At 60.6% G+C, this 24,090-nt stretch carries 30 protein-coding genes; 16 read left to right on the top strand and 14 right to left on the bottom strand.

Annotation, left to right across the window (positions count from 1 at the left end):
• Nucleotides 1-71: 71 nt before the first annotated feature.
• Nucleotides 72-866 (top strand): aminoglycoside phosphotransferase family protein, encoded by a 795-nt coding sequence (locus BFQ03_RS04020; protein ID WP_065942514.1) that lies wholly within the window; start codon nt 72-74, stop codon nt 864-866.
• A gap of 221 nt (nt 867-1,087) precedes the next feature.
• Here the strand turns inward: BFQ03_RS04020 and BFQ03_RS30505 are convergent, their stop codons facing one another.
• The 3 genes from BFQ03_RS30505 to BFQ03_RS04035 form a co-directional block, all read right to left on the bottom strand.
• Nucleotides 1,088-1,639 carry a hypothetical protein gene (locus BFQ03_RS30505; RefSeq protein ID WP_065942515.1) on the bottom strand — a complete coding sequence of 184 codons (552 nt, stop codon included), beginning with the start codon at nt 1,637-1,639 and terminating at the stop codon, nt 1,088-1,090.
• A gap of 232 nt (nt 1,640-1,871) precedes the next feature.
• Entirely contained in the window at nt 1,872-2,612 is a 741-nt protein-coding gene (locus tag BFQ03_RS04030; RefSeq protein ID WP_065942516.1) for a DUF1353 domain-containing protein, read from the bottom strand.
• A 182-nt stretch (nt 2,613-2,794) separates the two neighbouring features.
• Entirely contained in the window at nt 2,795-3,490 is a 696-nt protein-coding gene (locus tag BFQ03_RS04035) for a DUF1963 domain-containing protein (RefSeq protein ID WP_065942517.1), read from the bottom strand.
• Nucleotides 3,491-3,708: 218 nt separating this feature from the next.
• On the opposite strand from BFQ03_RS04035, the gene BFQ03_RS04040 reads away from it, so the two are divergent.
• Nucleotides 3,709-4,764: an NAD(P)/FAD-dependent oxidoreductase gene (locus tag BFQ03_RS04040; RefSeq protein ID WP_065942518.1), complete on the top strand. Its 1,056-nt coding sequence runs from the start codon at nt 3,709-3,711 to the stop codon at nt 4,762-4,764.
• On the opposite strand, the gene BFQ03_RS04045 is transcribed toward BFQ03_RS04040, so the two are convergent.
• Genes BFQ03_RS04045 through BFQ03_RS04055 form a run of 3 tightly spaced genes read right to left on the bottom strand, consistent with a single transcriptional unit; the run spans nt 4,761 to nt 5,521 of the window.
• Entirely contained in the window at nt 4,761-4,994 is a 234-nt protein-coding gene (locus BFQ03_RS04045; protein ID WP_032859396.1) for a hypothetical protein, read from the bottom strand. The two genes, BFQ03_RS04040 and BFQ03_RS04045, sit on opposite strands and share 4 nt — an antisense overlap.
• 10 nt (nt 4,995-5,004) lie before the next feature.
• Nucleotides 5,005-5,265 carry a Rho-binding antiterminator gene (locus BFQ03_RS04050; RefSeq protein WP_032859395.1) on the bottom strand — a complete coding sequence of 87 codons (261 nt, stop codon included), beginning with the start codon at nt 5,263-5,265 and terminating at the stop codon, nt 5,005-5,007.
• 25 nt (nt 5,266-5,290) lie between these two features.
• Nucleotides 5,291-5,521 carry a thioredoxin gene (locus tag BFQ03_RS04055; protein WP_065942519.1) on the bottom strand — a complete coding sequence of 77 codons (231 nt, stop codon included), beginning with the start codon at nt 5,519-5,521 and terminating at the stop codon, nt 5,291-5,293.
• Between the two features lie 115 nt (nt 5,522-5,636).
• Here BFQ03_RS04055 and BFQ03_RS04060 point away from each other — a divergent pair, with 115 nt between their 5' ends.
• The 5 genes from BFQ03_RS04060 to BFQ03_RS04080 all read left to right on the top strand — a co-directional run bounded on the left by BFQ03_RS04060 (nt 5,637) and on the right by BFQ03_RS04080 (nt 8,413).
• Entirely contained in the window at nt 5,637-6,206 is a 570-nt protein-coding gene (locus BFQ03_RS04060; RefSeq protein ID WP_065942520.1) for a MarR family winged helix-turn-helix transcriptional regulator, read from the top strand.
• Nucleotides 6,203-6,889 (top strand): MOSC domain-containing protein, encoded by a 687-nt coding sequence (locus BFQ03_RS04065; RefSeq protein ID WP_032859391.1) that lies wholly within the window; start codon nt 6,203-6,205, stop codon nt 6,887-6,889. The genes BFQ03_RS04060 and BFQ03_RS04065 overlap by 4 nt, the downstream gene beginning before the upstream one ends.
• A gap of 55 nt (nt 6,890-6,944) precedes the next feature.
• Nucleotides 6,945-7,112 carry a DUF2986 domain-containing protein gene (locus tag BFQ03_RS04070; RefSeq protein ID WP_065942521.1) on the top strand — a complete coding sequence of 56 codons (168 nt, stop codon included), beginning with the start codon at nt 6,945-6,947 and terminating at the stop codon, nt 7,110-7,112.
• A 69-nt stretch (nt 7,113-7,181) separates the two neighbouring features.
• A complete protein-coding gene (locus BFQ03_RS04075) occupies nt 7,182-7,808 on the top strand; it encodes a glutathione S-transferase family protein (protein ID WP_065942522.1) in 627 nt (208 codons plus the stop codon).
• A gap of 65 nt (nt 7,809-7,873) precedes the next feature.
• On the top strand, nt 7,874-8,413 hold the full coding sequence (locus BFQ03_RS04080; RefSeq protein WP_065942523.1) for a P-loop NTPase family protein: 540 nt from the start codon (nt 7,874-7,876) through the stop codon (nt 8,411-8,413).
• A gap of 91 nt (nt 8,414-8,504) precedes the next feature.
• Here the strand turns inward: BFQ03_RS04080 and BFQ03_RS04085 are convergent, their stop codons facing one another.
• Nucleotides 8,505-8,804 carry a DUF3144 domain-containing protein gene (locus BFQ03_RS04085; protein ID WP_065942524.1) on the bottom strand — a complete coding sequence of 100 codons (300 nt, stop codon included), beginning with the start codon at nt 8,802-8,804 and terminating at the stop codon, nt 8,505-8,507.
• Nucleotides 8,805-8,858: 54 nt separating this feature from the next.
• Nucleotides 8,859-9,554, bottom strand: a complete 696-nt coding sequence (locus BFQ03_RS04090) for a tRNA (adenine(22)-N(1))-methyltransferase (RefSeq protein WP_345788448.1) — start codon at nt 9,552-9,554, stop codon at nt 8,859-8,861.
• A 240-nt stretch (nt 9,555-9,794) separates the two neighbouring features.
• On the opposite strand from BFQ03_RS04090, the gene soxR reads away from it, so the two are divergent.
• The 4 genes from soxR to BFQ03_RS04110 all read left to right on the top strand — a co-directional run bounded on the left by soxR (nt 9,795) and on the right by BFQ03_RS04110 (nt 14,653).
• A complete protein-coding gene (soxR, locus tag BFQ03_RS04095; RefSeq protein ID WP_065942526.1) occupies nt 9,795-10,277 on the top strand; it encodes a redox-sensitive transcriptional activator SoxR in 483 nt (160 codons plus the stop codon).
• 140 nt (nt 10,278-10,417) lie between these two features.
• A complete protein-coding gene (locus tag BFQ03_RS04100) occupies nt 10,418-11,716 on the top strand; it encodes an MFS transporter (RefSeq protein ID WP_050593323.1) in 1,299 nt (432 codons plus the stop codon).
• 77 nt (nt 11,717-11,793) lie between these two features.
• Nucleotides 11,794-12,687: a bestrophin family protein gene (locus BFQ03_RS04105; protein ID WP_032859382.1), complete on the top strand. Its 894-nt coding sequence runs from the start codon at nt 11,794-11,796 to the stop codon at nt 12,685-12,687.
• Nucleotides 12,688-12,793: 106 nt separating this feature from the next.
• Nucleotides 12,794-14,653: a DUF3857 domain-containing transglutaminase family protein gene (locus BFQ03_RS04110; protein ID WP_032859381.1), complete on the top strand. Its 1,860-nt coding sequence runs from the start codon at nt 12,794-12,796 to the stop codon at nt 14,651-14,653.
• On the opposite strand, the gene BFQ03_RS04115 is transcribed toward BFQ03_RS04110, so the two are convergent.
• Nucleotides 14,634-15,134 (bottom strand): DUF2938 domain-containing protein, encoded by a 501-nt coding sequence (locus BFQ03_RS04115; RefSeq protein ID WP_065942527.1) that lies wholly within the window; start codon nt 15,132-15,134, stop codon nt 14,634-14,636. The two genes, BFQ03_RS04110 and BFQ03_RS04115, sit on opposite strands and share 20 nt — an antisense overlap.
• A gap of 112 nt (nt 15,135-15,246) precedes the next feature.
• On the opposite strand from BFQ03_RS04115, the gene BFQ03_RS04120 reads away from it, so the two are divergent.
• Together BFQ03_RS04120 and BFQ03_RS04125 are read left to right on the top strand one after the other, a co-directional pair.
• Nucleotides 15,247-15,933: an ArsR/SmtB family transcription factor gene (locus BFQ03_RS04120; protein WP_065942528.1), complete on the top strand. Its 687-nt coding sequence runs from the start codon at nt 15,247-15,249 to the stop codon at nt 15,931-15,933.
• Complete coding sequence (locus tag BFQ03_RS04125; RefSeq protein WP_065942529.1) at nt 15,930-16,367, top strand: N-acetyltransferase; 438 nt, start codon at nt 15,930-15,932, stop codon at nt 16,365-16,367. The genes BFQ03_RS04120 and BFQ03_RS04125 overlap by 4 nt, the downstream gene beginning before the upstream one ends.
• Here the strand turns inward: BFQ03_RS04125 and BFQ03_RS04130 are convergent.
• On the bottom strand, nt 16,361-16,978 hold the full coding sequence (locus BFQ03_RS04130) for a helix-turn-helix domain-containing protein (RefSeq protein WP_050593322.1): 618 nt from the start codon (nt 16,976-16,978) through the stop codon (nt 16,361-16,363). The genes BFQ03_RS04125 and BFQ03_RS04130 overlap by 7 nt on opposite strands.
• A 159-nt stretch (nt 16,979-17,137) precedes the next feature.
• Between BFQ03_RS04130 and BFQ03_RS04135 the strand changes: the two genes are divergently transcribed.
• The 3 genes from BFQ03_RS04135 (at nt 17,138) to BFQ03_RS04145 (ending at nt 19,843) form a co-directional block, all read left to right on the top strand.
• Nucleotides 17,138-18,274 (top strand): NAD(P)/FAD-dependent oxidoreductase, encoded by a 1,137-nt coding sequence (locus BFQ03_RS04135; protein ID WP_032859373.1) that lies wholly within the window; start codon nt 17,138-17,140, stop codon nt 18,272-18,274.
• Nucleotides 18,275-18,301: 27 nt separating this feature from the next.
• Entirely contained in the window at nt 18,302-18,685 is a 384-nt protein-coding gene (locus tag BFQ03_RS04140; protein WP_032859372.1) for a RidA family protein, read from the top strand.
• A gap of 96 nt (nt 18,686-18,781) precedes the next feature.
• Entirely contained in the window at nt 18,782-19,843 is a 1,062-nt protein-coding gene (locus BFQ03_RS04145) for a YkvI family membrane protein (RefSeq protein WP_032859371.1), read from the top strand.
• On the opposite strand, the gene BFQ03_RS04150 is transcribed toward BFQ03_RS04145, so the two are convergent.
• From BFQ03_RS04150 to BFQ03_RS04165, 4 genes are read right to left on the bottom strand one after another with little or no spacing between them, the layout of a single operon-like run.
• Nucleotides 19,840-20,949, bottom strand: a complete 1,110-nt coding sequence (locus BFQ03_RS04150) for an agmatine deiminase family protein (RefSeq protein WP_032859369.1) — start codon at nt 20,947-20,949, stop codon at nt 19,840-19,842. The genes BFQ03_RS04145 and BFQ03_RS04150 overlap by 4 nt on opposite strands.
• Before the next feature lie 20 nt (nt 20,950-20,969).
• Nucleotides 20,970-22,055 (bottom strand): extracellular solute-binding protein, encoded by a 1,086-nt coding sequence (locus tag BFQ03_RS04155; RefSeq protein ID WP_065942530.1) that lies wholly within the window; start codon nt 22,053-22,055, stop codon nt 20,970-20,972.
• 1 nt (nt 22,056) lies between these two features.
• Entirely contained in the window at nt 22,057-22,965 is a 909-nt protein-coding gene (gene aguB, locus BFQ03_RS04160; protein WP_032859366.1) for an N-carbamoylputrescine amidase, read from the bottom strand.
• Between the two features lie 4 nt (nt 22,966-22,969).
• Nucleotides 22,970-24,022 carry an agmatine deiminase family protein gene (locus BFQ03_RS04165; protein ID WP_032859365.1) on the bottom strand — a complete coding sequence of 351 codons (1,053 nt, stop codon included), beginning with the start codon at nt 24,020-24,022 and terminating at the stop codon, nt 22,970-22,972.
• Between the last annotated feature and the right edge of the window lie 68 nt (nt 24,023-24,090).

Raw genomic sequence — 24,090 nt, forward strand, 5'->3', positions numbered from 1 at the left:
GCCGACATTCAGTCTTATGCCTCAAGCCTTCATAATGATTGCTCCAGACAAAGCGAAAAGTTGATGCCTTTATGTTTGATCAATATTTGAAACGATGGGAGCTGACCATCGACGGTGATGCTTTCACCTCGCTGAATGGCAATCTACTTCCTGTTCGCTACCACGGCACGCCAGCCATGCTCAAAATCTCGCAAGAGCCAGAAGAGCAAGCGGGCAATCGGCTCATGGCTTGGTGGGACGGTCAGGGAGCAGCGCCCGTGTTGGCGCAGGATGGCGAAGCCTTGCTGATGGAACGCGCGAGCGGCGCGCGCTCACTCATGCACATGGTGAACGGCGGCCAGGATGATGAGGCTACTCGCATTCTTTGTGCTGTGGCCGGCCGCCTTCACACGCCACGTACAAAGCCGGCTCCTGCTTTAGTTCCACTGCTGCAACGGTTCGAAGCCCTGTGGAGCGCAGCGGCAACCCACCGAGGAGTCTTTGAACAATCTGCAAAAACCGCTCGCGAACTCCTGGATGCCCCGCGCGACGTCGGGGTACTGCATGGTGACATCCACCACGCCAATGTATTGGACTTCGGCCCTAAGGGCTGGCTCGCTATCGACCCTAAGGGACTGTACGGTGAGCGCGGTTTTGATTTCGCGAATATTTTCTGCAATCCCGATAGCCAAAGCGCTTTGGCGCCGGGTTGCTTCGCGCGTCGGATCGAAATCGTGAGACAGGCCGGCGACATTGATCACCGCAGGTTATTGCAATGGGTGCTCGCGTGGACCGGCTTGTCAGCAGCCTGGATGCTCGAAGACGACATTGACCCGACTACCCCGCTTGAGGTGGCGAAGCTTGCAACGTTGGCGCTGGGTTTGTGAGTTTTACGGTAGGGGCCTGTCAGAGTAATTTTCTGTCCGTTTTGGGTGAGTGCAGTTGTTTGATGACGGCTGCCTCTGGCCAGGAGCTGCCGGTCAACAAAGGCCAAAAACGAGCGCAGAAGCGAATAACTAGCGACTGCCAAACCGGGGTAGTTTAGGAGCGGACTCCAGACTGTCCCGTTAAGCGAAGCGAACGGCTTAAACTATTTGTTAGGCTGCCGTTACCCAGAGCCGCTTGCTTTTACTAGTAAGTAATCCTGTTTTTTGTCGCACCACTTAAATGAAGCACTAGTTATCGCAGATGACTCTTCACTGAATGCGCCAAAGAAACTCAAAAGAGCGTCGATTCTAATCTCGTATGCCCATTTATGCCGCTGGTAGTCTGAGAAAACAAGCATTGATGTAAAGGATGTACCTTCAGTAATTATTTGCATCCAGTAGTAATGAATTAGCTGGTTGCACACCTCAAGTGCGGAGAGAGTGTGAGGCTCCGGATGCTCCATTTCGAATCGATCTTCAGGCCATCCCGCACCTGTGTTGGTGAATGGTCGATCTCCGATCTTTTTGTAACGTAGTACCGGCAGGCAAGTTCCGCGAGCTTGATCATTTACTTTTGGCCGCTCCAGGAGCGAGCGAACTTGGAAAGCAACTATCATCAGTTTTCTCTCAAAGAGAACATGCTGCTTTTCAGACCATCGTTGATACTTACGTTTCTTGCGGAGCCAAATGAGATCATTTCTAAGCTCTGCGCGCCAGTAACAGGATTCGATCATATTTAGCGCCTAACTATAAATGGACACAAATTGGTGCATAACTCCCCGACTCGGCGTGTATAAAACATTCCTTGCTCCGTTCCCATCCATGTCTAGGTTGAGGATTTCAAAGCGTCTTAACTCCTCGGAGTTAGCAGCACGTCTTGGACCTGGAGCCGATCCCAGACCGTCTCTAGGAGTTAGAGCAGGGAATATCTAGCGAGGCTTCGAGCAAGCATCTCACAGGTCCACGCTATCTGGTTTCGCTCAGCTCGGCGACTTGGATATCTTCGATCTCTGCGAGACTCAGGTCCTTCTGTTCAATCTCAGCCTTCATCCGCTCAAACCCAGCCTCTGATGATGGGGGTTGGACCACACGCACCTCGAAGACCGCGCCAACGACTTCTTCCACCTTCTCGCGCTTCAGCAAACCTGTTGAAATCGTCCTCGAAACAAGCCTTCCGTCGCTTGCGAGAACGACCTCCATACCAACAGGAAGTTCTGCTTTCAGTTTTTCCAGCTTCGGCGCAATCAACGCCGCCTCAGTGCGAGGTAGCATTATGCTTTTCGGCTCAGCCCATCGAGGGCCGAAGTGGTACACCGCTGCGTACATGATCTTTGCCTGAGTTTCACCAACCCCAGCAGCCCGCATGGCGGTATAGAACGCCCGATGTGTGGCTCGCCAACTCCTGGTTCGCTCCACACATGCGACGTCATGAATGATGGCGGCTTTTCGATACTGACCTTCGAACGGCGCCCCTATTACGCTCCAAGCAACGCGAGGGATGGAAGCTCCGTCAGTGATAGTGTCCTTAGGCGCCAACCAGAAAAGTTCCTCCGGCCCCGTCCCCTTGTACGTGAAGTCCATCAAGAGCCTGGCATGGTTTTTCTCGTTCAAAAGCTCCACGTTAAGTGGCTCCGAGAATCTTCCCCAGTCTTGTGCTTGCACGCTGGCAGCAAGCAGGATCGTAGCTGCCGCAATGGTTGCCTTCATTAGCCCCTCCTTGAACACGGTCGTTGGCAGAGATCACTTTTCAAGAACTGACAGTAGTAAATGGACGTCATCTTGTCCAAGACCGCATGTTGACGGCGAGAAAGTCATCTAGCGCAATGACAGATCACGACCCATAGCGGCCATCACTGACCTCATCTCCTACGCGAACTGCTTACCTGCCTTTAGTAAAAATCATAATAAAGCGCCCACTTCCCCGTTTCGACATGCTTCCAGAACATCAGGCTGCCGCTGTCGATTACGTTCAGATTGATCTTCGCATCCGACGAAATCTGGAACACAAATTCGAAGCCTTCACCGGGATCCACCCCTGATTGACAAAACGAGGGGTAGCCGCCGATTTTATGTTCATAGGTGTGAGTGATCAGGTCGTAATAGCTTTGTATCGCGCCCGTGCTTTCCAGCTTCAATATCTCTTGCTCAAGGTCCGACGGGACACCACCGCCATCCCACAGCGGAAAGTCCTCCGACACCAACTCTGCGTTTAGTGGGAAGGGTTTGAGGAACGACCCTTCCACGGGCAATGCCTTGCGTACCAATACATCATCTGGCCCATATTCACGGATGACCCAGTTTTGTCCCATCGGCTCAAAATGCTCGGGAAACGGGTTTGAAATAAACACCGTCAGTACACTGATTCCTGTCAGTAACGGGCTGGTAAAGGGCAGGCTGGGCAGATAGAACTGTGCATAGGGAAGCATCGGTTGCCCGGCTTGATTGGTCGGTACATCTTCATCAGGACGGAACAGAAAGATGCGACCTAGCCAGCTTTCTTCGTCAGTACCGGCAGGGCGGAAGCCACCGGCGCTGAACTTTACAGCGGGACGGGCCAAGAGCTGCTTTATTTGCTGAATTTCCATGGCGGTGTAAAGCTCCTTTGCGACTCAGGCGTTCTGTACCGGGCCTCACAGAGGGTTTTGGCCAAAAGCAGCCTGAATAGCCCCGGCTTTCATAGACGCGCCGAGTGACCTATTTTGGCCGAAAGTAGCCGTCATACTTGCTCTCCCCCAGATACTGACGAGAGGACCAATCAACCCCCACTGTCGTACCCTCCCCAATCGACAAACCAGAGGTTGCTATGGAAAACAGCCCAAACAACAAAATCACCGTCATCGGAGCCGGTATCGTCGGCGCGTCCCTGGCCTATCACCTAGCAACCAAGGGCGCACAGGTCACCCTGATCGAGGCTCAAGATATCGCCTGCGGCGTAACCGCAACCTCATTCGCCTGGATCAACACCACCTATCCGGCCCCCGACCCGATCGCGCAATTACGGGGTGCAGCCATCCAGGAATATCACCGCCTCGAAGCCCAACTCCCTGGCCTGCAGATCCGTTGGACTGGTGCCCTGACTTACGGCGCAGCCCCTGTGCCTTCAGCCAACCGTATTTCCCGTTCGCAGATTCTCGACCTTGAGCCCAATCTCAAGCATCCCCCCGAACAAGCAAGCCATGCCGCTGAAGAGGGCGCCTTGGACGCCGTGGCCGCCACCCACGCGTTGGTCAAAGGTGCCCAGGCCCACGGGGCCAAGGTGCTCACCCAGACTCGGGTGCTGGGCTTTGCCACCCAGGGTGATCAAGTAACCGGCGTCGAAACGGCAAGGGGTTTTATCGCGGCCGATACGGTCGTGCTGGCCGCCGGTACAGGCACTGCCAAGCTGGCGCAGATGCTTGGCGCAGCGCTCCCAATCAACGCCTCCCCGGCGATTTTCATCCGCTACAAGACCCACCCCAACCTCGTACAGACCCTGATCTCCAGCCCTGAAATGGAAGTTCGGCACGGTGCGGGCGGTACGTTGCTGGCGGCAGAGGATTACCTGGACGACACCCCGGAAAACCAGCCAATGGCGATTGCGCTGCGCACGGCTGAGGCTATCCAGAATGAACTCCACGGCGTGGTCAGCATTGAGCCTGAACTGGCGTGCGTCGGGCTCAGGCCTATGCCCGCCGATGGTATTCCCATCATCGGTTACCTGCCTCAGGTCGGCGGTGTGTACGTGTGCGCCATGCACCCTGGCGTGATGCTGGCGGCGGTGGTGGGACGTCTTGCCAGTGAGGAGATCATCGACGGCAAGGCGCCCTCTGGGTTTGGCCCATGCCGTCCGGATCGATTTGTCCGTGGCCTTGCCACCTAGGGCAAGACGGCCTTCTTGAAGATCGGTTCGCTGTGCAGCACTCGAACCCCTTCCGGGCCGCTTTCAAGCAGCCGGCGCTCGCCATCGGCGACCTGGAACTCAATGTCGTAACCGGCATCCGCCAGGCAGCGTGCGATGTCTTGCACGGCGTCGAGCGCCCAGGGGGTGGCGGATTCGAAATGCCCTGCCAGCCGGTTGTTGCGACTAACCATCAGTCGGTATCTATTCATCCTGTTCTCTCTATGTCAGCTCGATACGGCCGAAACGGGCATTATCGTCGAGCGGGGTAATGGCCAGCAATTGGTCAAGACGCACCTCGAACTGGCCGCTGTCGCTGCACAGTACGAGAAACTCTTCCTTGCTTGTCGCGGTACGCGTAGTCAGCGCCCTGGCTGCGTAGCTGCGCCCGTCGATCAGTTCAACCTGCAGGCGGTAGCCGTGCAGGCAGGCGATCTCCAGGTAATCGTGCACATCGCAGTTCAGGGGCTGATACGCGTTCATGGTGGTTCTCCTGGCTGGCAGCGCCTTACTTCAGATCGTCAATGGAGGCACCAAAATTCAGGTGTAGCACCTGGCCGTCGTGAACAAACGCCGGGACCGACTTGACCCCGACCAGTTCGGCTTCGGCGATGCACTGGGGTTGTTCGCCAAGGTGGACGACCTCGACCTTGAGTGCCGGGTCCAGCAGGTTGAGCAGGGTCTGTTCGGCAGAAACACAGACAGAGCAGCCGGCATGGTAGAAGCGTGCAGTGGACATTTTGAGTCTCCTTCATTCAATTAGTATCGAATCGATACCTAAACAAGAATTGCGCGCATCTTGGCGTTTGTCAATATAGTATTTAGTCGATACTATGTGTCGACAGGAGCGACTTATGTCCGACACCACCCTTTTTGATCTGCTTGAAAGGCTCGCCAGCCTCAGCCGCATCTGGTTCCGCCAGCACCCGCTGCTGGCCGAATTGCAACCCATCCAGTTGAGCGCGCTGATGTACCTGGCACGCTGCAACCGCTACTCCAATACGCCGTTGGGCGTGACGGACTACCTGGGCCTGACCAAAGGCACGGTGTCGCAGTCGCTCAAGGCGCTGGAGGCCAAGGGGCTGATCGTCAAGACCCAGGATGCGCACGACAAGCGCAGCGTTCACCTGCAGTTGACGGACACCGCGCGCAGCCTGCTGGACGCGTTGTTGCCACCGCACTTCCTCGCCGCAGGTGAGGCGCGGATGGGCGTGCGCGGCCTGCAACTGGAGACACTGCTGGGCGAGTTGCTGCGCGAAGTGCAGCGCAGCGCGGATGTGCCCAGTTTCGGTCTGTGCAGCACCTGTCGCTTCCATCAGCAGGTCGATGACCTGCCGTTTTGCGGCCTGACCCAGGAGCCCCTGGCGCCGAGCGATGCCGCATTGATCTGTCGTGAACATCAAACACCGGAGGTCCCTGCATGAGCCTGCCCACTATTTGCCTCGACACCCTGCTCACCGGCCGCGCGCAGCCTTTCACCCGCCCAGGCACCCAAAGCGCCATCGACAAACAGCCGCGACACGGCCAACTGAAGGTCGCAACCCTGGGCCTTCACGGCGACGAACAGGGCGACTTGCGCGTGCATGGCGGAGTGGAAAAAGCCATTCACCACTACCCGCTTGAGCACTACGCCCGCTGGGCCGACGAATTGGGCGCTCATCCCTTGCTGATGCAGCCGGGGGCCTTTGGCGAGAACTTCAGTACCACCGGCTGGAGCGAGCATGACGTGTGCCTGGGCGATCGCATTCAGGCGGGGACCGCCTTGCTTGAGGTGTCCCAGGGACGCATGCCGTGCTGGAAGCTCAGCGACCGCTTCGCCGTGGCCAACCTGGCCTTGCGCGTGCAGCAGTCGGGCCGCACCGGCTGGTACTACCGGGTGCTGGAGGAAGGCGTGGTGAGCGCGGGCGATCGCCTGCAACTGGTCGAACGGCCCTTTGCCGACTGGTCACTGGCACGCTTGTCCGCCGTGCTGTTCGACAAGCGAGTGGAGACCGAGCTGTTGCGCGAATGCCTGGCGCTGCCGTTGGTGCCATCATGGCGGCGTACGCTGGAACGGCGCCTGGAAAAAGGCATGACCGAGGACTGGGGGCCGCGCCTGCAAGGCTGAGCGCCCCCCTATAGGAGCTGATATCATCCCCGCATCAACGCGCTGAGTAGAAAGCATGAACCGTCGTAAGAAACTCAATCAGATTTTGAAAAAAAACGCCCAAAAGGCCAATGCCAAACTGGCCCCCAAAAGCAAAGACAAGTACATCAGCAAGGCCGATCGTTTGAAGCTGGAAGCACAACCCGCGCCGGACGCAACGATTTCCCCTGACACGCCCAACTGATTCAGGGCACTCTACGCCGGCGCAGCAGTCTGCTATCAGACACCCCACTCTCGCCCGGCGGAGCTTCCCATGATGATTGTTCACCACCTCAACAACTCACGTTCGCAGCGCATCCTCTGGCTGCTCGAAGAACTCGGCCTGCCCTACTCGCTCAAGTGCTACCAGCGCGACCCAAAGACCAACCTCGCGCCACCGGAGCTCAAGGCGATCAACGCGCTGGGCAAATCGCCGGTGCTTGAAGATGGGCCGCGCGTGGTAATCGAGTCCGGCGCCATTGTCGACTACCTGATCCGTCGCCACGGCCAGGGCCGCCTGCAACCAGACCCGACCACCGCCGACTACGACACATACGTGCAATGGCTGCACTTCGCCGAAGGCTCGGCGATGCTGCCGCTGATGCTCAACCTGTACGTCGGCCGCCTGGGTGAGGCCGGCGCGCCGTTGCATCCACGGATCGAGTCGGAACTGGCCAACTACCTGGGCTACCTGGATAACGCCCTGGCGCAGTCGCCCTACCTGATGGGCGATGAGCTGAGCGGCGCAGATATCCAGATGAGCTTTATTGGCGAAATCGCCAAGGCCCAGGGCAAGCTGCAGGCGTATCCGAACCTGGCGGCGTGGGTGCGGCGGTTCCAGGACCGCCCGGCGTATCGCAAGGCGCTGGAACAGGGCGGGGAATATGCGTTTGCCAAGTAAATAGCCGGGCGTTTGACTCCCCTTCTGAAGCCGGCATAATTGCCGGCTTTTTTCAGGACGTCTCCATGCAACGGATTGTAATTCTGGGCAACGCCGGCAGCGGCAAATCCACCCTCGCCCGCGCCATTGGCGAGCGCCTCGGCCTGCCCGTTGTGCACCTGGACACGCTGTTCTGGGAACCCAACTGGGTCGAGACCGACGCCGAACAGTTTCGCACCCGGGTCCGCGAAGCCGTGGCGTCGGACACCTGGGTGTGTGAAGGCAACTACGCCCGCCGCACCTTCGACCTGCGCCTGCCCCGTGCCGACCTGATCATCTGGCTGGATACACCGCGCCTGACCTGCTTCACCCGGGTCCTTATTCGCAGCGCCCTGAAACGTCCTCGCGCGGACCGGCCGGTGGGCTGTACCGATAAGCTCGACCGGGAGTTCCTGACGTTTCTGGATTTTGTGTGGAACTTTGATCGCGGCTACCGGCCGGGTATCGAGGCGATGCGCCTGGCGGTGGGGCCGCAGATTCCTACGGTGCATTTGCGCGGTAACCAGCAGGTGGCGGAGTTTCTCGACAGTCTGTCCGTATCAGGTATCGGCGCGATCGAGCGCTAGTGAGGCTGCACTGGCGGCGGCATTGCCAGCATTGAGTGGCCTGACCTACCGCTATCGCAGCCTCGCCGGGGCTCGACAGCTCCTACAGGGATCACTGCGGTTTCGGGGCCGTCATGTACTGGCTGAAGTTGTTGATGTGATCATCAAGATTATCTTCCAGCATCATCCGGTACTGCTCACAGAAGTACTTCAACATCGCTTCGCGCGCCTCGGCCATTTCGGCACCGGACTTGAAGTTGCGCGCACTCGCCCAGGCATTGAAACGGGTGGTGCCGAACATCATCGAAGCACTGACCTGGCCAAGGTTTTCGAGGGTTTTCAGTTGTTCGTTCGACAGCTCGATATGCGCATCCGCGCGGTCGTAGAAGGCTTGGTCTGTAGCGTCTAGCATGCGGGGCACCTGGGTTGGAGGATGGCGTATTGGAGCATTTCTGAGGAAGCTGATCTACACCAACAGCGCCGTGATCCAACGTACCTCCTGCGCCAACTCCTGCACCTTCTGCTCGGGCAGCGCCTGTCGCGCCTCGGCCAGTTGGCCCAGGGTCCGTTGCTTGTAGCGCAGCAGGCGCTGCCACTTGGCCAGGAAGGCCGGGCTGCGGGCCTGCATCTGCAAGGGGCCGAAGTACAGTTGTTCGGCGCTGTAGCTCACCGGTGTGCTGCGCTCGGCGACGATGATTTCGTAGTCGAAGCGGTTTTCCCGCAGCAGCTCCTCACAGAGGATGCGGTAACCGTTGTCCATCAGCCACAGGCGCAGCGGTTGCTCGCCGCCGTTGGGTTGCAGGATCAGGCGCTCCCGGCCGCTGAGGTATGCCTTGCCGCGGTCGAGCATATCGCGGATGGTCTCACCGCCCATGCCGCAGATGCTGACTGCGTCGATCCGGTCTGCCGGCTCGATTGCCGCCAGGCCATCGGCCAGGCGCACGTGAATGTGCAGTTCATGGCCGTTGTCGTGCACGGTGCGCTGGGCGGCGCGAAACGGTGTCACAGCCACCTCGCCGGCGACCGCCGCGACAATCGCGCCACGGTTCATCAACGCCACCGGCAGGTAGGCGTGATCCGAGCCGATGTCGGCCAGGCGCGCACCGGTCGGTACTTGCGCCGCCACGCGTTCGAGACGCATGGACAATGTGTGTGGGTTCAACTGCTGTTCCTTTTCACGGCACCACTGACATGGGTGCCGGCGGCGCATGATGCGCGGTGATCGGCGCAGGGTAAAGCACTAAACCCAACACACATCGAGCACCACAAACCCCAGCAGCACCCAGCCCACCAGCACCCAGTGGGTCAGTTGCAGGCCCTCCTGAGTGGTAGGCAAAGAAAGCGGTTGCAGCAAAGATCGGGCGGGACTATAAAACCTCAACTTAACCTGAGGATAACCCCCATGGCAGCAGAAAAGAACCCGGACGGTGTGCGCTCGCTCACCATCGGCGAGGTTGCCAGACGCAGCGGCGTACCGATCTCCACCCTGCACTTCTATGAGTCCAAGGGTTTGATCGCCAGCACGCGCAACGCCGGCAACCAACGGCGCTTCCCGTCGCTGGTGCTGCGCAGCATTGCGATCATCAAGGTGGCGCAACGTACCGGGATCCCCCTGGAAGAAATCAAGCGCGCCATGAGCCGCTATCCACCGAACAGCAAACTGACCGCCGCACAATGGGGGGAAATGTCCTCGGCCTGGCGCGACAACCTCAACGAACGCATCAGAACCCTGGAAACCTTGCGCGACAGCCTGGACAACTGCATTGGTTGCGGCTGCCTGTCGCTTAGCGACTGCCCGTTGCGCAACCCCGGCGATACCTTGAGCCAGGAAGGACCGGGGCCGAGGATCCTCGAACGCGCCAGCCGGGCGCAACCCACCCTGTAGGAGCCGGCTTGCCGGCTCCTACAGTGCAATCCATGGGCCGTAGGTCGGTGCTGACTATGCCGATGACACTTTTGAAGTAAGCCGCCCCAGGCGCTTTCCCGATAATCGAGGGCTTACTGACGAAATGCCGAGGCCCCGCCATGACGCGCTCATCTACCGAACAGGTCCCGCCGCAAACCCTGAGAAAAGTCATTGTCGCCGCCGGTATCGGCAACTTTGTCGAGTGGTTCGACTTCGCCGTGTATGGCTTTCTCGCCACCACCATCGCCCAACAGTTTTTCCCCAGCGGGGATGCCAGCGTGGCGCTGCTCAAGACATTCGCGGTGTTTGCCGTGGCCTTTGCCTTTCGGCCCCTGGGCGGGATTTTCTTCGGCATGCTCGGCGATCGCATTGGCCGCAAGCGCACCCTGGCGATGACGATTTTGCTCATGGCCGGGGCGACGACCTTGATCGGCCTGCTGCCCACCTATGCCGCGATTGGGGTCACGGCGCCGATCCTGCTGTCGCTGATCCGCTGCGCCCAGGGCTTTTCCGCCGGCGGTGAATACGCCGGGGCCTGTGCCTACCTGATGGAGCACGCACCCAGTGATAAACGGGCGTGGTACGGCAGCTTTATCCCGGTGTCGACCTTTGCCGCCTTCGCCTCGGCGGCGGTGGTGGCCTATGCGCTGGAAGCCTCGCTGTCGGCCGAGGCCATGGGCAGTTGGGGCTGGCGCCTGCCGTTCCTGATCGCCGCGCCGCTGGGCCTGGTGGGCCTGTACCTGCGCTGGCGGCTGGATGAAACCCCAGCGTTCCAAGCGGTAAAGCAAGAACATGCCGTGGCCCACTCGCCGCTCAAGGAAACCCTGCGCAACCATGGCGCAGCGATCTGCTGCCTGGGCGCCTTTGTGTCGCTGACGGCGCTGTCGTTTTATATGTTCACCACCTACTTTGCCACGTACCTGCAAGTGGCCGGTGGCCTGAGCCGGGCGACAGCGCTGCTGGTGTCGCTGATTGCGCTGATCTTCGCCGCGGCGATATGCCCGGCAGCCGGCTGGTATTCCGACCGCGTCGGGCGGCGCGTCACGGTAATGACCGCCTGCGGGCTGTTGATGGTGGTGGTGTATCCGTCGTTCCTGATGGCCAGTTCCGGCTCGTTCGCCGCGTCCATCGTCGGCGTGATGCTGCTGGCGGTGGGGGCGGTGTTGTGTGGCGTGGTCACGGCCGCCCTGCTCTCGGAAACCTTTCCGACCCGCACGCGCTACACCGCCTCGGCGATCACCTACAACATGGCCTACACGATCTTCGGCGGCACTGCGCCACTGGTGGCAACGTGGCTGATCAGCAGCACCGGCAGCAACCTGTCACCGGCGTTTTACCTGATTGCCGTGGCCTTGCTCGCACTGGCCGGTGGCCTGGCCCTGCCGGAAACCTCGCGCATTTCCCTGCACGAAGCCTGAAAAACGACGAACCTTTCTTGCGCAAACACCGTCCGAGCTAGGGCACTGATGCTTTTCGCCCGCTCGGAGGTTTGTGTTTGAAAGCTGCCATCGTCAAAAAGTACCGGCTGATTATCAAGACCATGGGGTATGTAGGCTGGGCATTGTTCTGGCTGCTGCTCTGGGACATTGCGGTCACCGTAGACTTCATGCTGTTCCTCAACGCCAAGATCAACCTGCCGCTGATGCCCCTGACGCTGCTCGGTTCGGCGCTGGTGGTGCTGATCAGTTTTCGTAACACCAGCGCCTACAACCGCTGGTGGGAAGCGCGCACGCTGTGGGGCTCGATGGTCAACAATTCGCGCAGTTTTGCGCGGCAGGTACTGACGTTGCTCGATGACCCCGACAGCGAGGTCAACCCGATCAAGTCGACCCTGCTGCGCCGCCACGTGGCCTATGTGAATTGCCTGGCCGCACACCTGCGGGGTGAGCCGTGCCCGGAGGAAGTGCGGGCGTTTATTCCCATGGATGAGTTCGCGCGCAACGGTGCCACCAACAACTTTGCCAACGACATCCTCACCGGCTCTGCCGCCTTGCTGGCCCGGGAGTACAAGGCCGGACGCCTGGACAGCATTCGCCTGGCGCGGCTCGAATCCACCCTGGTCGAGTTGTCCAACAGCCAGGGCGGCATGGAACGCATCGCCAATACACCACTGCCCTACCCGTATGTGTATTTTCCACGGCTGTTTATTTCGCTGTTCTGCCTGATCGTGCCGGTGGGGCTGGTGGAGTCCCTGGGCTGGTTCACCCCGCTGGCCTCGACGGTGGTGGGGTTTATGCTGCTGGCCATCGAACGCATCGGCACCGACCTGCAAAGCCCGTTTCGCTCCAGCGAGCACCAGATCCAGACCGAAGCCATTTGCGAAACCATCGAGAAAAACCTGCAGTCGATGCAGCGTGATTCGTTGGGGGATGTGCGCAGGGGCCATTAAAAAGCCTGCATTTTTTGAACCTCTATATAATAATGCGTCGCATTAAACATTTCGTTTATCGCGATGCCCTCACCCGGTAAGCGTCGCATTAGTCAGAAGGATCTCTATGCAAGGCTCTTACCTGCCCCCTCTGCGCCTGCTGGGCGTACTGCTTTTGGCGGCCTGTTCACTGACGGTCCAGGCCGCCACCGATGAAACCGACCACTCGGCCACCTTCGAAAAAAATCAACAATCCTACGTGATCAATGCCGATGGCAGTTTCGTCCAGACCATTGAACTGGTGACACGGATCAATGAAGAGCGGGCGATCAAGAATAATGCGCAACGTTCGCTGAGCTACAACCGCTCCCTGGAAACCCTCGAAGTGCTTGAAGCCTTCACCCAGAAGGCCGATGGCCGCCAGGTGAAGGTGGGCGCCGAGCAGATCAAGGAACAGCAGGAGACGGCCTCTTCCGAGGCGCCGATGTTCCAGGACTCACGGGTCAAGGTGGTGATTTTCCCGCAGGTGGCGGTCGGTGACCGGCTGGTCCTGCGTTACCAGCGCCAGCGCACCACGGCGCTGTTCCCCCAGCAGTTCGAAGACTTCTTCGTGCCGGACTTCTACGACACCGAACAGTTGAGCCTGAGCTACGACTTGCCGGCCGACAAGCCGCTGTTTGTCGACGCCCGGGGCTTCAAGGCAAGCACACCGGCCGCCGCCGCCGGGCGCAAGGTGTACCGTTGGGACTACGTACCGCAGGCAAAGGCGCGTATTGAAACCGGCGCCGTGTCCTATGTCGATTACGGCCAGTTCCTCGCGGTCTCGACCTTCGCCAGCTACAAGGACTTTGCCCAGGCCTATGAAGCCAGGGCCCAAGTAGAGGTCACGCCGGCCATTACCGCCCTGGCCAAGCAACTCACGGCCAACCTGACCACCCCGCACAGCAAGGCCCTGGCCCTGAGCGACTGGGTGCGCAAGAACATTCGTTATGTGGCGGTGTATGTCGGCGCGGGCGGTGTGGTGCCGCATCCAGCCCAGGCCGTGCTGGATAACCGTTATGGCGACTGCAAGGACCACGTGGCCCTGCTTGAAGCCATGCTGCGCGCAGTGGCAATTGAAAGCTCGCCGGTGCTGGTCAACCTGGGTAACAGCTACACCCTGGCCAAAGTGCCTACCCTGGGCGTGCTCAACCATGCGATCACCTACGTGCCGGCCCTGGATCTGTACCTGGACTCGACCGCCACGGCCATCGCCGCCGGTTACCTGCCAATCCCCGTGCTGGGCAAGCCAGTGCTGTTGACGCAATCCGGCGAACTGGCCAAGACCCCGGCCGCGCAAACCGGCAAGGTCAGCAACGACCTGCTGTTCAAGGTCGACAGCAACGGTGCGGCGGACTTTGTGCATGCCACCACCGTGGAAGGCTGGGGCTCGGAATTCAATCGCTACCTGCTCAATGCCATGAAGCCGGCTGACCGCGACTCGATGATCCGTAACGTCCTCGGCTGGTACGGGCAAACGGGCCAGGGCACGTTCAAAAGCGACTCGCTGCAAGATGAAGTCAACCCGTTCAAGAACACCCTTGAAGGGCGCACCGACAACCTGGTCAACCTGCCAGGCCCAACCGGTGTACCAGCACTCAGCAGCCTGGTCGGCGGCATTGCGCAGAACGTGTTTGCCTTTGCCTCCGAAAAAGACCGCACCCAAGGCTTCGGTTGCCTCTCGGGAGAAACCCAGGAGCAGGCCCGCTTCGAGTTTCCCAAGGAAGTCAGCGTCCTCGCCGTGCCCAAGCCGCAGTCCCTGCAACAGGCCGGCTTTGACTACCAGGCGACCTACGCCAAGGAAGGCAATACGGTGCTGATCACCCGCCATTTCAAGTTCGCCCATGCCAATACGGTATGCAGCCCCGAGGACTTCAAGGCGATGAAGCCGGTGATTGAAAGCATGGTCAACGACCTCAAGAGCCAGATCATCGTGCAGACCCTGTAAGCAGGACCAGCGCCCAGGCGGCCAGGTACAGACCCACCCCAAACACCCCATGGGCCAGCGTGCTGCGCAACCGCGCAGTATTAGGCCTGGGGGTTCTGGACGCCGCGATGCCGGCGCCCATCGCCGGTTGCAAGACGAAGAACGGCGCGACCACTGACAGCACACCAAAGGCCAGGGCCGGCAGCAACGTCGGCTGTCGCGCCCATTCAAGCCCCACCATCAACAGCAGCAACGCCGCAAAGAACACCCCGATCAGGTAATGGGTGACCCAACCCAACAATCCCTCCCCCGACACCGCTGGTGATTGGGCGATACCGGCATGCATCCAGCGCCCACGCGGCAGGTGGCCGACCCAGCGACCGACCATGGAAAAATCCAGGGACGGCACGCCAAGGCAACGCTTGAGCAACAATGCCCAAAGATCCATGACCAGGGTCGCACCGGCCCCGATAACCACCGAATACCCAACAAACTCAAGCATGCCGCGCTTCCTTCTGATCGTGGACGGTGAACGCAGCAGAGAGGCTTAGGCGTCACCCAGACAAACATTCAATTAATTGATTGAATGTTTGGCCGATGCTAGGATCTTTGCCATGAAACCGTCAAGCCCCCTATTCCCCGCCGATCACTTCACCGCCCTGGCAGACATCGCCCGGACCCTGGGCCATGCCCATCGCCTGGCACTGCTGGAGCACATTGCCCAGGAAGAACGCTCTGTCGAACAACTGGCGCAACTGTCCGGCGTGTCTGTCGCCAATGCCTCGCAGCATTTGCAGCAACTCAAGCGCGCGGGCATCGTGCAGACGCGTCGCGATGGCAAACGTGTGCTGTACAGCCTGGGGGGCGGGCCCGTGACACCTTTGCTGGAAGCATTGCGGGGTTTCCTGGCGTTCCAGCATGCCGAGATACGCGAGGTCGCCCTCGACAGTCTTTCGCGACGTGAGCGCCTGGAGGGCATCTCCATCGAGGAGCTGCTGATGCAGATGCAAAGCCAGAGCGTGGTGCTGCTGGATGTGCGCCCCGAAGATGAGTTCGCTTCAGGGCACTTGCCCGGTGCGCTCAACATCCCGGCGCAGGCCCTGCAACAGCGTTTGGCCGAGCTGCCCAAAGGCAAGCACGTGGTCGCCTACTGCCGCGGGCCTTATTGCGTACTGTCCACCGATGCCATCAACACCTTGCACGCCCATGGCTTACCCGCGCGCCGGCTGCGCGCCGGGTTTGACGACTGGAAAGCGGCCGGCCTGAGTGTCGAACAACCCCCTGCAAGACTGGAAAAATGATCCGACTCCTGGAACCCAAAGACCTCGACTGCGTCCTGCAAATCTGGCTGGATGCCTCGCTCATCGCCCACGACTTTATCGACGCCGCCTTCTGGCAATCGCAGATCGAGAACATGCGCAACCTGTATATCCCGGCCTCAGAAACCTACGTCATGGAGCGCGACTCAAGGGTCGTGGGTTTCTACTCGCTGCTCGATAACCAGATGGCCGCGCTGTTTGTCGCCCCCGACTGCCAGGGCCAGGGCATCGGTAAACGCTTGATGGCTCACGCCAGGAAGCAGCGCCCCGTGCTGACCCTGGCGGTGTATAAAAACAACACCGCCAGCTGCCAGTTCTACCTGTCGCAAGGGTTTGTAGTCACCCATGAACAGGTCGATGAACACAGCGGCCAAGTGGAATACTTGATGAGCAGTGGCGCCAGCGCACCTCAGTAATCCGTCATCACCACCATCACTTCAGCGTCCGCCTCGCTTTCCGCCAGGTAGATATGACCGATGCCGCTGTTGAAATAAGCGGTTTCGCGGCAGCCAATGCTGATGGACTCGCCCGTTTCGAATTGAATCCGCACCCGTCCGGACAGCACCACCGCAAACTCCTGGCCGGGATGGCGGATGTAGTCGTCAAACTGGGTCAGTTCACGGGCGAAGATGCGCGCGTACATCGGCGTCATGCGCCGCCCGGGGAAGTCCCCTGCCATCGGGTGGTAATCGTAATTGCCCGTGCTGTAGCCCGCCGCGCTATCAATGGCGGTGCTGACCACTGTGGGCTGGAGCAGGTTCGCCAGCGCCTTCACCGGGCTGAATAACTGCGCAATATCCACACCCAGCGCACGCGCCGCCGCCGCCAGCTTTTCGTAGCTCACCGAGACCTGCGCCAACTCCATCTTCGACAGGGTCGACAGCGCCACGCCCGAACGCTCGGACAACTGCTTGAGCGTCAGCTTCTGGTCTTTGCGGATCCCCCGCAAACGCGCGCCGACCTGGCTGCGATCTATCAGCGGATGGTCCGGGGAACACGAAGCGGGCGCTGTCTGATCGGAACTCATGCGGTCTCTCTGTCGTACAAAAAACGGTGCGGGGACTCGGGCCGGAATATTAACCCACGACGAAGGCTTGACTGGAAAATTCTCATATCCTACATTTCTCTTATGTGAGAATTATCAAAAACGAGAAAAACTTCATTCGCACACACAAGGGACGTCGGCATGCAGGACAGTGATTGTTTCGATTTCGCCATCATCGGCGGCGGCATTGCGGGCGCGTCACTGGCCTATCGCCTGGCCGGCGAAGCCAGTGTGGTGGTGCTCGAACGTGAGAGCCAGCCGGGGTATCACGCTACCGGCCGGTCTGCCGCCATGTTCATGGAAACCTACGGCACTGCGCAGATTCAAGCGCTGACCCGCGCCAGCCGGGCCTTCTACGAGCAGCCACCGGCAGGCTTTACCGAGCACGCGCTGCTGGAGCCACGCGGCTGCCTGTATGTGGCCAGTCACGAGCAGCAGTCGTTACTGCAAAAAACCTTCGACGGCCATCAGGCAAACACGGCCAATGTCTCGTTGATGGATTGCGAACAGGCGCTGGCATTGGTGCCTTGCCTGCGTCCGGAAATCATCGCCGGCGCCATGCTTGAAACCGAGGCCCGCGACCTTGATGTGCATGCGCTGCACCAGGGTTTCCTGCGGGCCATGCGTCGTGCTGGGGGTGTCTTGCAGTGTGACGCGCAGTTGAGCACCGCCATCCGCCAGGGCCGGCATTGGCTGCTGACACTGGCCGACGGCCGACAATTGCGAGCTCGCAACCTGGTCAACGCCGCTGGCGCCTGGGCCGATCAGGTGGCGCAACAATGCGGCGTAGCACCGATCGGCCTGCAACCATGCCGCCGTACCGCCTTTACCTTCGACGGTCCCGAAGGCCTGGACTTTTCACGCTGGCCCGCCGTTATCGGCATCGATGAAAGCTTTTACTTCAAGCCCGACGCCGGCCAACTGCTGGGCTCACCGGCCAACGCCGACCCGGTCCCGCCACAAGACGTGATGCCCGAAGAGCTGGACATCGCCACCGGGATTTACCACATCGAAGCCGCCACCTCCCTGAGCATTCGCCGGCCACGCCACAGCTGGGCCGGCCTGCGCTCGTTCGTGGCCGATGGCGATCTGGTGGTGGGCTGGGACGAGCGCTGTGAAGGCTTCTTCTGGCTCGCCGCCCAAGGCGGTTATGGCATTCAGTCGGCGGCCGGGGTCTCGCAACTGGCCTATGCCCTATTGCTCGATCAACCCTTGCCTGAGGCGCTGCGGCGCCAGGGCGTCGAACCCCAGCGCCTGGCTCCCGCCCGCTTGCGCTGATCATTCACTCTGCCGAGGTTCCCTGTCATGCCAGAAAGTCTCCAGCGTTATCCCAGCCACCTGCCCTACCCGTTTTCCAAAGCCATTCGGGTGGGCGATCTGCTGTACCTCTCCGGGCAAGTGCCCATGGACCCGAAAGGTGAAGTGGTACGCGGCGATATCCAGCTGCAAACCGAAGCCGTCATGAGCCGCATCGGCGAAACCCTGGCCGAATGCGGCGTGGGGTTTGACCAAGTGGTAAAGGCTACGGTGTGGCTGTCGGACATGCAGCACTTCGCCGGTTTCAACGAGGTGTATGCGCGCTACTTCAAACAAGGTTTCCCGGTGCGCTCCACCGTCGGGGCGCAACTGGCGCTGGGGGTCGATATAGAAATCGAAGTCCAGGCCTGGGTCGGCCCGCCAACCCGCTGATACCTGGCGAAAAGCCTCAAGGCAACGCGTTTCGTTGAGGTGTTTCACAAGCAAGCTCGCACGCCCCTTAACAACAACAATTCAAGGGAAGTCGTCATGAAAGAAAGTCTGAAGATTGCCGGTGCATTTGTCGGTGTGATCGTCGGTGCGGGGTTCGCCTCGGGCCGGGAACTGTTGCTGATGTTCGTCGATTTCGGCGTGTGGGGATTACTCGGTGCGGTGCTCAGCGCCGTACTGTTCACCTTCCTCGGCATGGCGCTGGCGGGCATGGGAAGCCGCCTGCGCGCCACCTCCCATAAAGATGTGGTGTATGCACTGTGCGGGCGCCACCTGGGGGTGTTGGTCGACCTGATGATCACCTTTTTCATGTTTGCGGTCACCGTGGTCATGCTGGCGGGCGGCGGGGCATTGCTGGAACAGCAGTTCGGCATCCCGGCCACACTGGGCAGCGTGGCGGTCACCCTGGTGGTGATCGTTATCGTGTGCCTGGACGTGCACAAGGTCATCGGCCTGATCGGCTCGGTCACGCCGTTTTTGATCCTCACAGCCGTCGGTGTAGCGCTCTACGGCGTTGCCACCCGTGGCCAGGGCTTCGCAGAGCTGGATCAACTGGCCAGCCGCCAGAGTGCCGGTGCCAGCCATTGGCTGCTCGGTGCATTGCTGTACGTGTCCTACAACATCGTGGCCGGCGTACCGATCCTGGCGATCATGGGCGGCGCGGCGAAAAGCGAAAAACAGGCGATCTGGGGCGGAATTCTCGGCGGCGCCATCCTGGGCCTGCTGATGCTGGTCATGAGCCTGGGACTGTTGTCGCGCCTGGACAGCGTGGCGGATCTGCCGATGCCAATGCTGTCCATCGCCAGCGAAGTCTCTCCAGCCCTCGGGCTGCTGATGGCGGTGATTATCTTCCTGATGATCCTCAACACCGCCGTCGGCACCTTGTACTCTTTCTCGGCCCGCCTGCTGCCACCCGGCACCCGCACATTCCGTATCGGTTCTGCCGCCTTCGCGGTGCTGGCCTTTGCCGGCAGCCTGATCGGTTTTATCAGCCTGGTCGGCCAGGTGTATCCGCTGTTTGGCTACCTGGGCTTCTTGCTGATCGCCGCCGTGTTGATTGGCTGGTTGCGCCTCGGGCGCCTTGCCGGGGCAACGGGCTAAACCCAAGGCTGGTGGCTGGTCACGCAGTGAATGCCACCGCCGCCTGCGGCGATGGCATCGATATTGAGCTGCACCACCTTGCGCCCCGGGTAGAGCCTGGACAGCAGGTCGAAGGCCTTGCGGTCGGCGACCTTGTCGCCAAACTCTGGCGCAATCACTGCGCCATTGATCACGAAATAGTTGATGTAACCCGCCGCATAATCCGGGTTGTCACGACTAAAGCGGTTGCTGCGCGGGTTGAGCGGCGGCGACACGGTGTGTACTTGCAATGGCCGGCCATCGGCATCGGTGGCCTGCTTGAGAATGTCCAAATGGGCCAAGGTGACTTTGTGGTCGTAGGACTCAGGGTCGGTGTCCAGGTTGGCGATGACCACGCCCGGCGTGACAAAGCGTGCGTAAAAGTCGACATGGGCGTCGGTAATGTCCTTGCCCTTGATGCCCGGCAACCAGATGATCTTGCGCAAGCCCAGCCGGGCTTTCAGTTCGGCCTCCACATCGGCCTTGCTCCAGCCAGGGTTGCGGTTGGTATTGATCCAGCTGCTTTCAGTCATGATCCCGGTGCCATGACCGTCCACTTCGATGGCACCGCCCTCGCCCACCAGTTCGCTGCGGATATAGGTTGCGCCTGCCAGTTCGGCAACGTGAGCCGCCAGTTCGGCATCGTCGGCGTGCTGCTGCTTGTTGCCCCAGCCGTTGAAGTTGAAGTCCACCGCGCCCAACTGGCCCTGGTCATCCACGACAAAGTTGGCGCTGGTGTCACGCATCCAGATGTCATCCAGTTCGGCGTGGACGAAAGTGATATTGCGGGTGCCGCATTTTTCCTCGGCCAGCTCGCGCTCCTCTTCGCGGCAGAACACCGTGACCGGCTCGTACTCGGCAATGGCCCGGGCGATACGGCCCAGGGCGTCCTGCACAGCGGGAGTGAAGTCTTCGTGAATCGCCTCCTGGGCGCCAAAAGCGATAAAGGCGCGCTGGTGTTTCTCGCCCTCATCGGGCATGAACCAGCGGCCCTGGAGCGCCGCCTGCACAGGCAAGCCCATGGACGCGACGGCGCCCAGGCTGGCCACCACCGCGGCCTGTTTGATGAATTGGCGACGTGTGCTCATGTGTACCTCTGTGTGAACCATCATTGACCGATGGCTGTCTTGAATTTAGTCCAAACCCGCATGCGTGCACGCATGTCGGCCTGGGGAATGTCCTGCCCGGCCACCAGCCGCTTGAAAGTGGCGTCATCCGGGTAAATCTGCGGGTTGTTGCGCATGGCCGGCTCAACGCTGGCGCGGGCCTTGGCATTGGCCGTGGGGTAACCGGTGAAATTACTGATGGCCGCCATGTTCTCCGGGCGCATGACAAAGTTGATGAGCGCGTAGGCGTATTCCGGATGCCGCGCATCCACAGGAATGGCCATGGTGTCCATCCACACCGTCGTGCCCTCGCGGGGAATGTGGTACTGGAACTGGGCTTTTTTACCCGCCGCATCGGCCGCCCGTTGCGCCTGGGTCATGTCGCCGCTGTAGCCCAGGGACAGGCACAGGTTGCCATTGACCAGGTCGCTCACCGGCTGCGACTGGAACTTGCGGATAGAGGGCCGCAGCTTGAGCAACAGTTCGCTGGCCGCCGCCAGGTCCTCGGGCTTGGCACTGCGCGGCTCGCGCCCCAGGTAGATGAGCACGACGGCCAGCACTTCATCCGGCGAGTCGATCAGCGAGATACCGCAGTCGGCAAATTGGTGGGCCAATTCAGGCTTGAACAACAGGTCCAGGCTGTTGACCGGCGCATTCGGCATGCGCTGTAGGATCTGCTCCGCGTTATAGGTCAGGCCAATCGTGCCCCAGGTGTAGGGCACGGTAGCCTGATTGGAGGCTCGATAATGACTGCGCAGCTGTTGCAGGCCCGGCTCGATATCATCCAGCGCCTCAAGTTTTGCCGGATCCAGCGGTTGCAGACTGCCGGCACGCATCAGGCGCTCGCCCACGGTGTCGCCGGGGAAGATCAGGTCGTAGCCACTGCCACCGGCCATCAACTTGGCCTCCAGGGTCTCGCTGCCCTCCATCACGTCGTAGATCACCTGGATCCCGGTTTCGGCAGTGAAGCGGGCCAGGGTGTCTTCGGCAAAATAGTCGGCCCAGTTGTACAGGCGCAGGATCTTTTCGTCGGCCTGTACCGTCGGGATGACGATGCTCAGGGCCAGGGTGCAGTGGATCAGCTTCATGTCATACCCCTTGGGTCTGCCAGCGTGGGTGCAGGTGGCGACCGTCCTGGGTCAGCAAGCCGCCATACATGTCCGGGCGGCGGTCTCGGTAGATGCCCCAGGTCAGGCGCTCTTCGGCCATGGCCGCCAAGTCCAGCTGCTGAACCAGCACGCCGGTGCTGTCACGGTCGGCCTCGGCCAGCAGCGCGCCTTTGTGATTGCAGATAAACGACGAACCGTAGAAGTCCATCTGCAAGCTCGCATCGGTGGTCGCCACTTCCCGGCCGACACGATTGGCCGCCACCACCGGCAGCAGATTCGCGGCAGCATGCCCGCGCATGGCCATCTGCCAATGGTCACGGGAATCCAGGCTGGCACAACCGGGCTCGGAACCGATGGCGGTGGGAAACAGCAACACCTCAGCCCCCAGCAACGCCAGGCAACGTGCGGTCTCGGGGAACCACTGGTCCCAGCAGATGCCCACGCCGAGGCGGCCGAACGCGGTGTCCCAGACCTTGAAGCCGGTGTCGCCGGGGCTGAAATATTCCTTCTCCTGATAGCCGATGGCATTGGGGATATGGGTCTTGCGATACACCCCCAGCAACTGCCCGTCGGCATCGGCCACGCTCAATGAATTGAAGTAGGCATTGCCGGCCTTTTCGAACCAGCTCAACGGCAGCACTACTCCCAGTTCCCTGGCCAGCGCGGCGAAGCGCTTGAGCACCCTACTGTGGCGGTACTCCTCGGCCAGAGCCAAGTGTTTGTGTTGTTGTTCGATGCAGAAATACGGCGTGGCGAACAGTTCTTGCAGCAGGATAACCTGGGCGCCCTGGGCCGCCGCTTCACGCACCAATCGCTCGGCTTGCTCAAGGTTGTGCTGCAAGTCCCAGGTGCAGGGCATCTGGGTAGTGGCGATGGTCAACAGAGTCATGGCATCACCCCTGTACCGGCCAGGCCGGCTGTTGCTGGGTGATGCAATGCACACCGCCGCCGCCATGGGCCAGGTGATTGATGCGCACCGGCACCACCACACGACCTGGGAATGCCTGGGCCAGCACATCAGCCGCCACTTGATCCGCCGCGATGCCATAGGCCGGCATGATGATCGCGCCGTTGGCAATATAGAAGTTGGTGTAGGACGCGCAAAACACCTCGGCGTCGGCATCCACTGCCTCGCTGGCTTCATAGAGTTCGATCAACTCGAAGCGGCGGCCCTGGGCATCGGTGGCCAACTCCAGGGCGCGGCGGTTTTCCCTGGCCACCTCGGCGTACACCGAGCCCTGATCATGGGTGGCGTCGACCAGCAACACGCCAGGTCGGGCAAAGGCACACACGCCATCGACATGGCCATCGGTCATGTCCCCGGTGACAGACTGCGGATCCCCCGGCAACCAGATGGTTTTTGTCACCCCCAGCCAGCGCGCAAAGATCGCCTCCATCTCGGCTTTGCTCATGCCCGGGTTGCGGTTGGGGTTGAGCAACACCGACTCGGTGGTGATCAGCGTGCCCTCACCGTCCACATGAATTGCCCCGCCTTCATTGCTCAACGGCGTGCCGAAACAAGGCAGGCCCAAATGGTTAAGGGTACGCCGGGCCAGGCCCTCATCCAGGTCATGGGCCGACTTGCCGCCCCACGCGTTGAAACGCCAGCTGACACCGGCCAGGCCCAGTTGCGAGTGGCCAATGAAACTGGGGCCGGAGTCGCGGCACCAACTGTCGTTGACCGCCAGCGCGATCAGTTCAATGTTGGGGCCGCACAGGGCTTGGGCACTGTCGAGTGCAGACGGGTCAACCACCAGTTTCACCGGCTCGAAGCGTGCAATGGCATTGGCGACCCGGGCAAAATCCTCCTGCACCTGGGCCAGGGTCACGCGCCACCCGGATTCCCAGAGCGCCTGGTTATGGGGCCAGACCATCCAGGTCGCGGCATGCCGGGCCCATTCCGCCGGCATCCACCAGCCGCTGTGTGGCATCTCGTTATGCAGCATGAAAACCCCCTTCTGAGTTAAGCCTTTGTGTTCACCAAAAACGGCGTACACGCTATGGGGATCCATGC

It is taken from the genome of Pseudomonas sp. 25 R 14, assembly GCF_900004755.1.
GTDB lineage: Bacteria > Pseudomonadota > Gammaproteobacteria > Pseudomonadales > Pseudomonadaceae > Aquipseudomonas > Aquipseudomonas brenneri.

Excerpts from the sequence above, each read along its gene's own strand:
- BFQ03_RS04020 (WP_065942514.1), top strand. The coding sequence starts at position 72 with ATGTTTGATCAATATTTGAAACGATGGGAGCTGACCATCGACGGTGAT.
- BFQ03_RS30505 (WP_065942515.1), bottom strand. The coding sequence starts at position 1,639 with ATGATCGAATCCTGTTACTGGCGCGCAGAGCTTAGAAATGATCTCATT.
- BFQ03_RS04030 (WP_065942516.1), bottom strand. The coding sequence starts at position 2,612 with ATGAAGGCAACCATTGCGGCAGCTACGATCCTGCTTGCTGCCAGCGTG.
- BFQ03_RS04035 (WP_065942517.1), bottom strand. The coding sequence starts at position 3,490 with ATGGAAATTCAGCAAATAAAGCAGCTCTTGGCCCGTCCCGCTGTAAAG.
- BFQ03_RS04040 (WP_065942518.1), top strand. The coding sequence starts at position 3,709 with ATGGAAAACAGCCCAAACAACAAAATCACCGTCATCGGAGCCGGTATC.
- BFQ03_RS04045 (WP_032859396.1), bottom strand. The coding sequence starts at position 4,994 with ATGAATAGATACCGACTGATGGTTAGTCGCAACAACCGGCTGGCAGGG.
- BFQ03_RS04050 (WP_032859395.1), bottom strand. The coding sequence starts at position 5,265 with ATGAACGCGTATCAGCCCCTGAACTGCGATGTGCACGATTACCTGGAG.
- BFQ03_RS04055 (WP_065942519.1), bottom strand. The coding sequence starts at position 5,521 with ATGTCCACTGCACGCTTCTACCATGCCGGCTGCTCTGTCTGTGTTTCT.
- BFQ03_RS04060 (WP_065942520.1), top strand. The coding sequence starts at position 5,637 with ATGTCCGACACCACCCTTTTTGATCTGCTTGAAAGGCTCGCCAGCCTC.
- BFQ03_RS04065 (WP_032859391.1), top strand. The coding sequence starts at position 6,203 with ATGAGCCTGCCCACTATTTGCCTCGACACCCTGCTCACCGGCCGCGCG.
- BFQ03_RS04070 (WP_065942521.1), top strand. The coding sequence starts at position 6,945 with ATGAACCGTCGTAAGAAACTCAATCAGATTTTGAAAAAAAACGCCCAA.
- BFQ03_RS04075 (WP_065942522.1), top strand. The coding sequence starts at position 7,182 with ATGATGATTGTTCACCACCTCAACAACTCACGTTCGCAGCGCATCCTC.
- BFQ03_RS04080 (WP_065942523.1), top strand. The coding sequence starts at position 7,874 with ATGCAACGGATTGTAATTCTGGGCAACGCCGGCAGCGGCAAATCCACC.
- BFQ03_RS04085 (WP_065942524.1), bottom strand. The coding sequence starts at position 8,804 with ATGCTAGACGCTACAGACCAAGCCTTCTACGACCGCGCGGATGCGCAT.
- soxR (WP_065942526.1), top strand. The coding sequence starts at position 9,795 with ATGGCAGCAGAAAAGAACCCGGACGGTGTGCGCTCGCTCACCATCGGC.
- BFQ03_RS04100 (WP_050593323.1), top strand. The coding sequence starts at position 10,418 with ATGACGCGCTCATCTACCGAACAGGTCCCGCCGCAAACCCTGAGAAAA.
- BFQ03_RS04110 (WP_032859381.1), top strand. The coding sequence starts at position 12,794 with ATGCAAGGCTCTTACCTGCCCCCTCTGCGCCTGCTGGGCGTACTGCTT.
- BFQ03_RS04115 (WP_065942527.1), bottom strand. The coding sequence starts at position 15,134 with ATGCTTGAGTTTGTTGGGTATTCGGTGGTTATCGGGGCCGGTGCGACC.
- BFQ03_RS04120 (WP_065942528.1), top strand. The coding sequence starts at position 15,247 with ATGAAACCGTCAAGCCCCCTATTCCCCGCCGATCACTTCACCGCCCTG.
- BFQ03_RS04125 (WP_065942529.1), top strand. The coding sequence starts at position 15,930 with ATGATCCGACTCCTGGAACCCAAAGACCTCGACTGCGTCCTGCAAATC.
- BFQ03_RS04130 (WP_050593322.1), bottom strand. The coding sequence starts at position 16,978 with ATGAGTTCCGATCAGACAGCGCCCGCTTCGTGTTCCCCGGACCATCCG.
- BFQ03_RS04135 (WP_032859373.1), top strand. The coding sequence starts at position 17,138 with ATGCAGGACAGTGATTGTTTCGATTTCGCCATCATCGGCGGCGGCATT.
- BFQ03_RS04140 (WP_032859372.1), top strand. The coding sequence starts at position 18,302 with ATGCCAGAAAGTCTCCAGCGTTATCCCAGCCACCTGCCCTACCCGTTT.
- BFQ03_RS04145 (WP_032859371.1), top strand. The coding sequence starts at position 18,782 with ATGAAAGAAAGTCTGAAGATTGCCGGTGCATTTGTCGGTGTGATCGTC.
- BFQ03_RS04150 (WP_032859369.1), bottom strand. The coding sequence starts at position 20,949 with ATGAGCACACGTCGCCAATTCATCAAACAGGCCGCGGTGGTGGCCAGC.
- BFQ03_RS04155 (WP_065942530.1), bottom strand. The coding sequence starts at position 22,055 with ATGAAGCTGATCCACTGCACCCTGGCCCTGAGCATCGTCATCCCGACG.
- aguB (WP_032859366.1), bottom strand. The coding sequence starts at position 22,965 with ATGACTCTGTTGACCATCGCCACTACCCAGATGCCCTGCACCTGGGAC.
- BFQ03_RS04165 (WP_032859365.1), bottom strand. The coding sequence starts at position 24,022 with ATGCTGCATAACGAGATGCCACACAGCGGCTGGTGGATGCCGGCGGAA.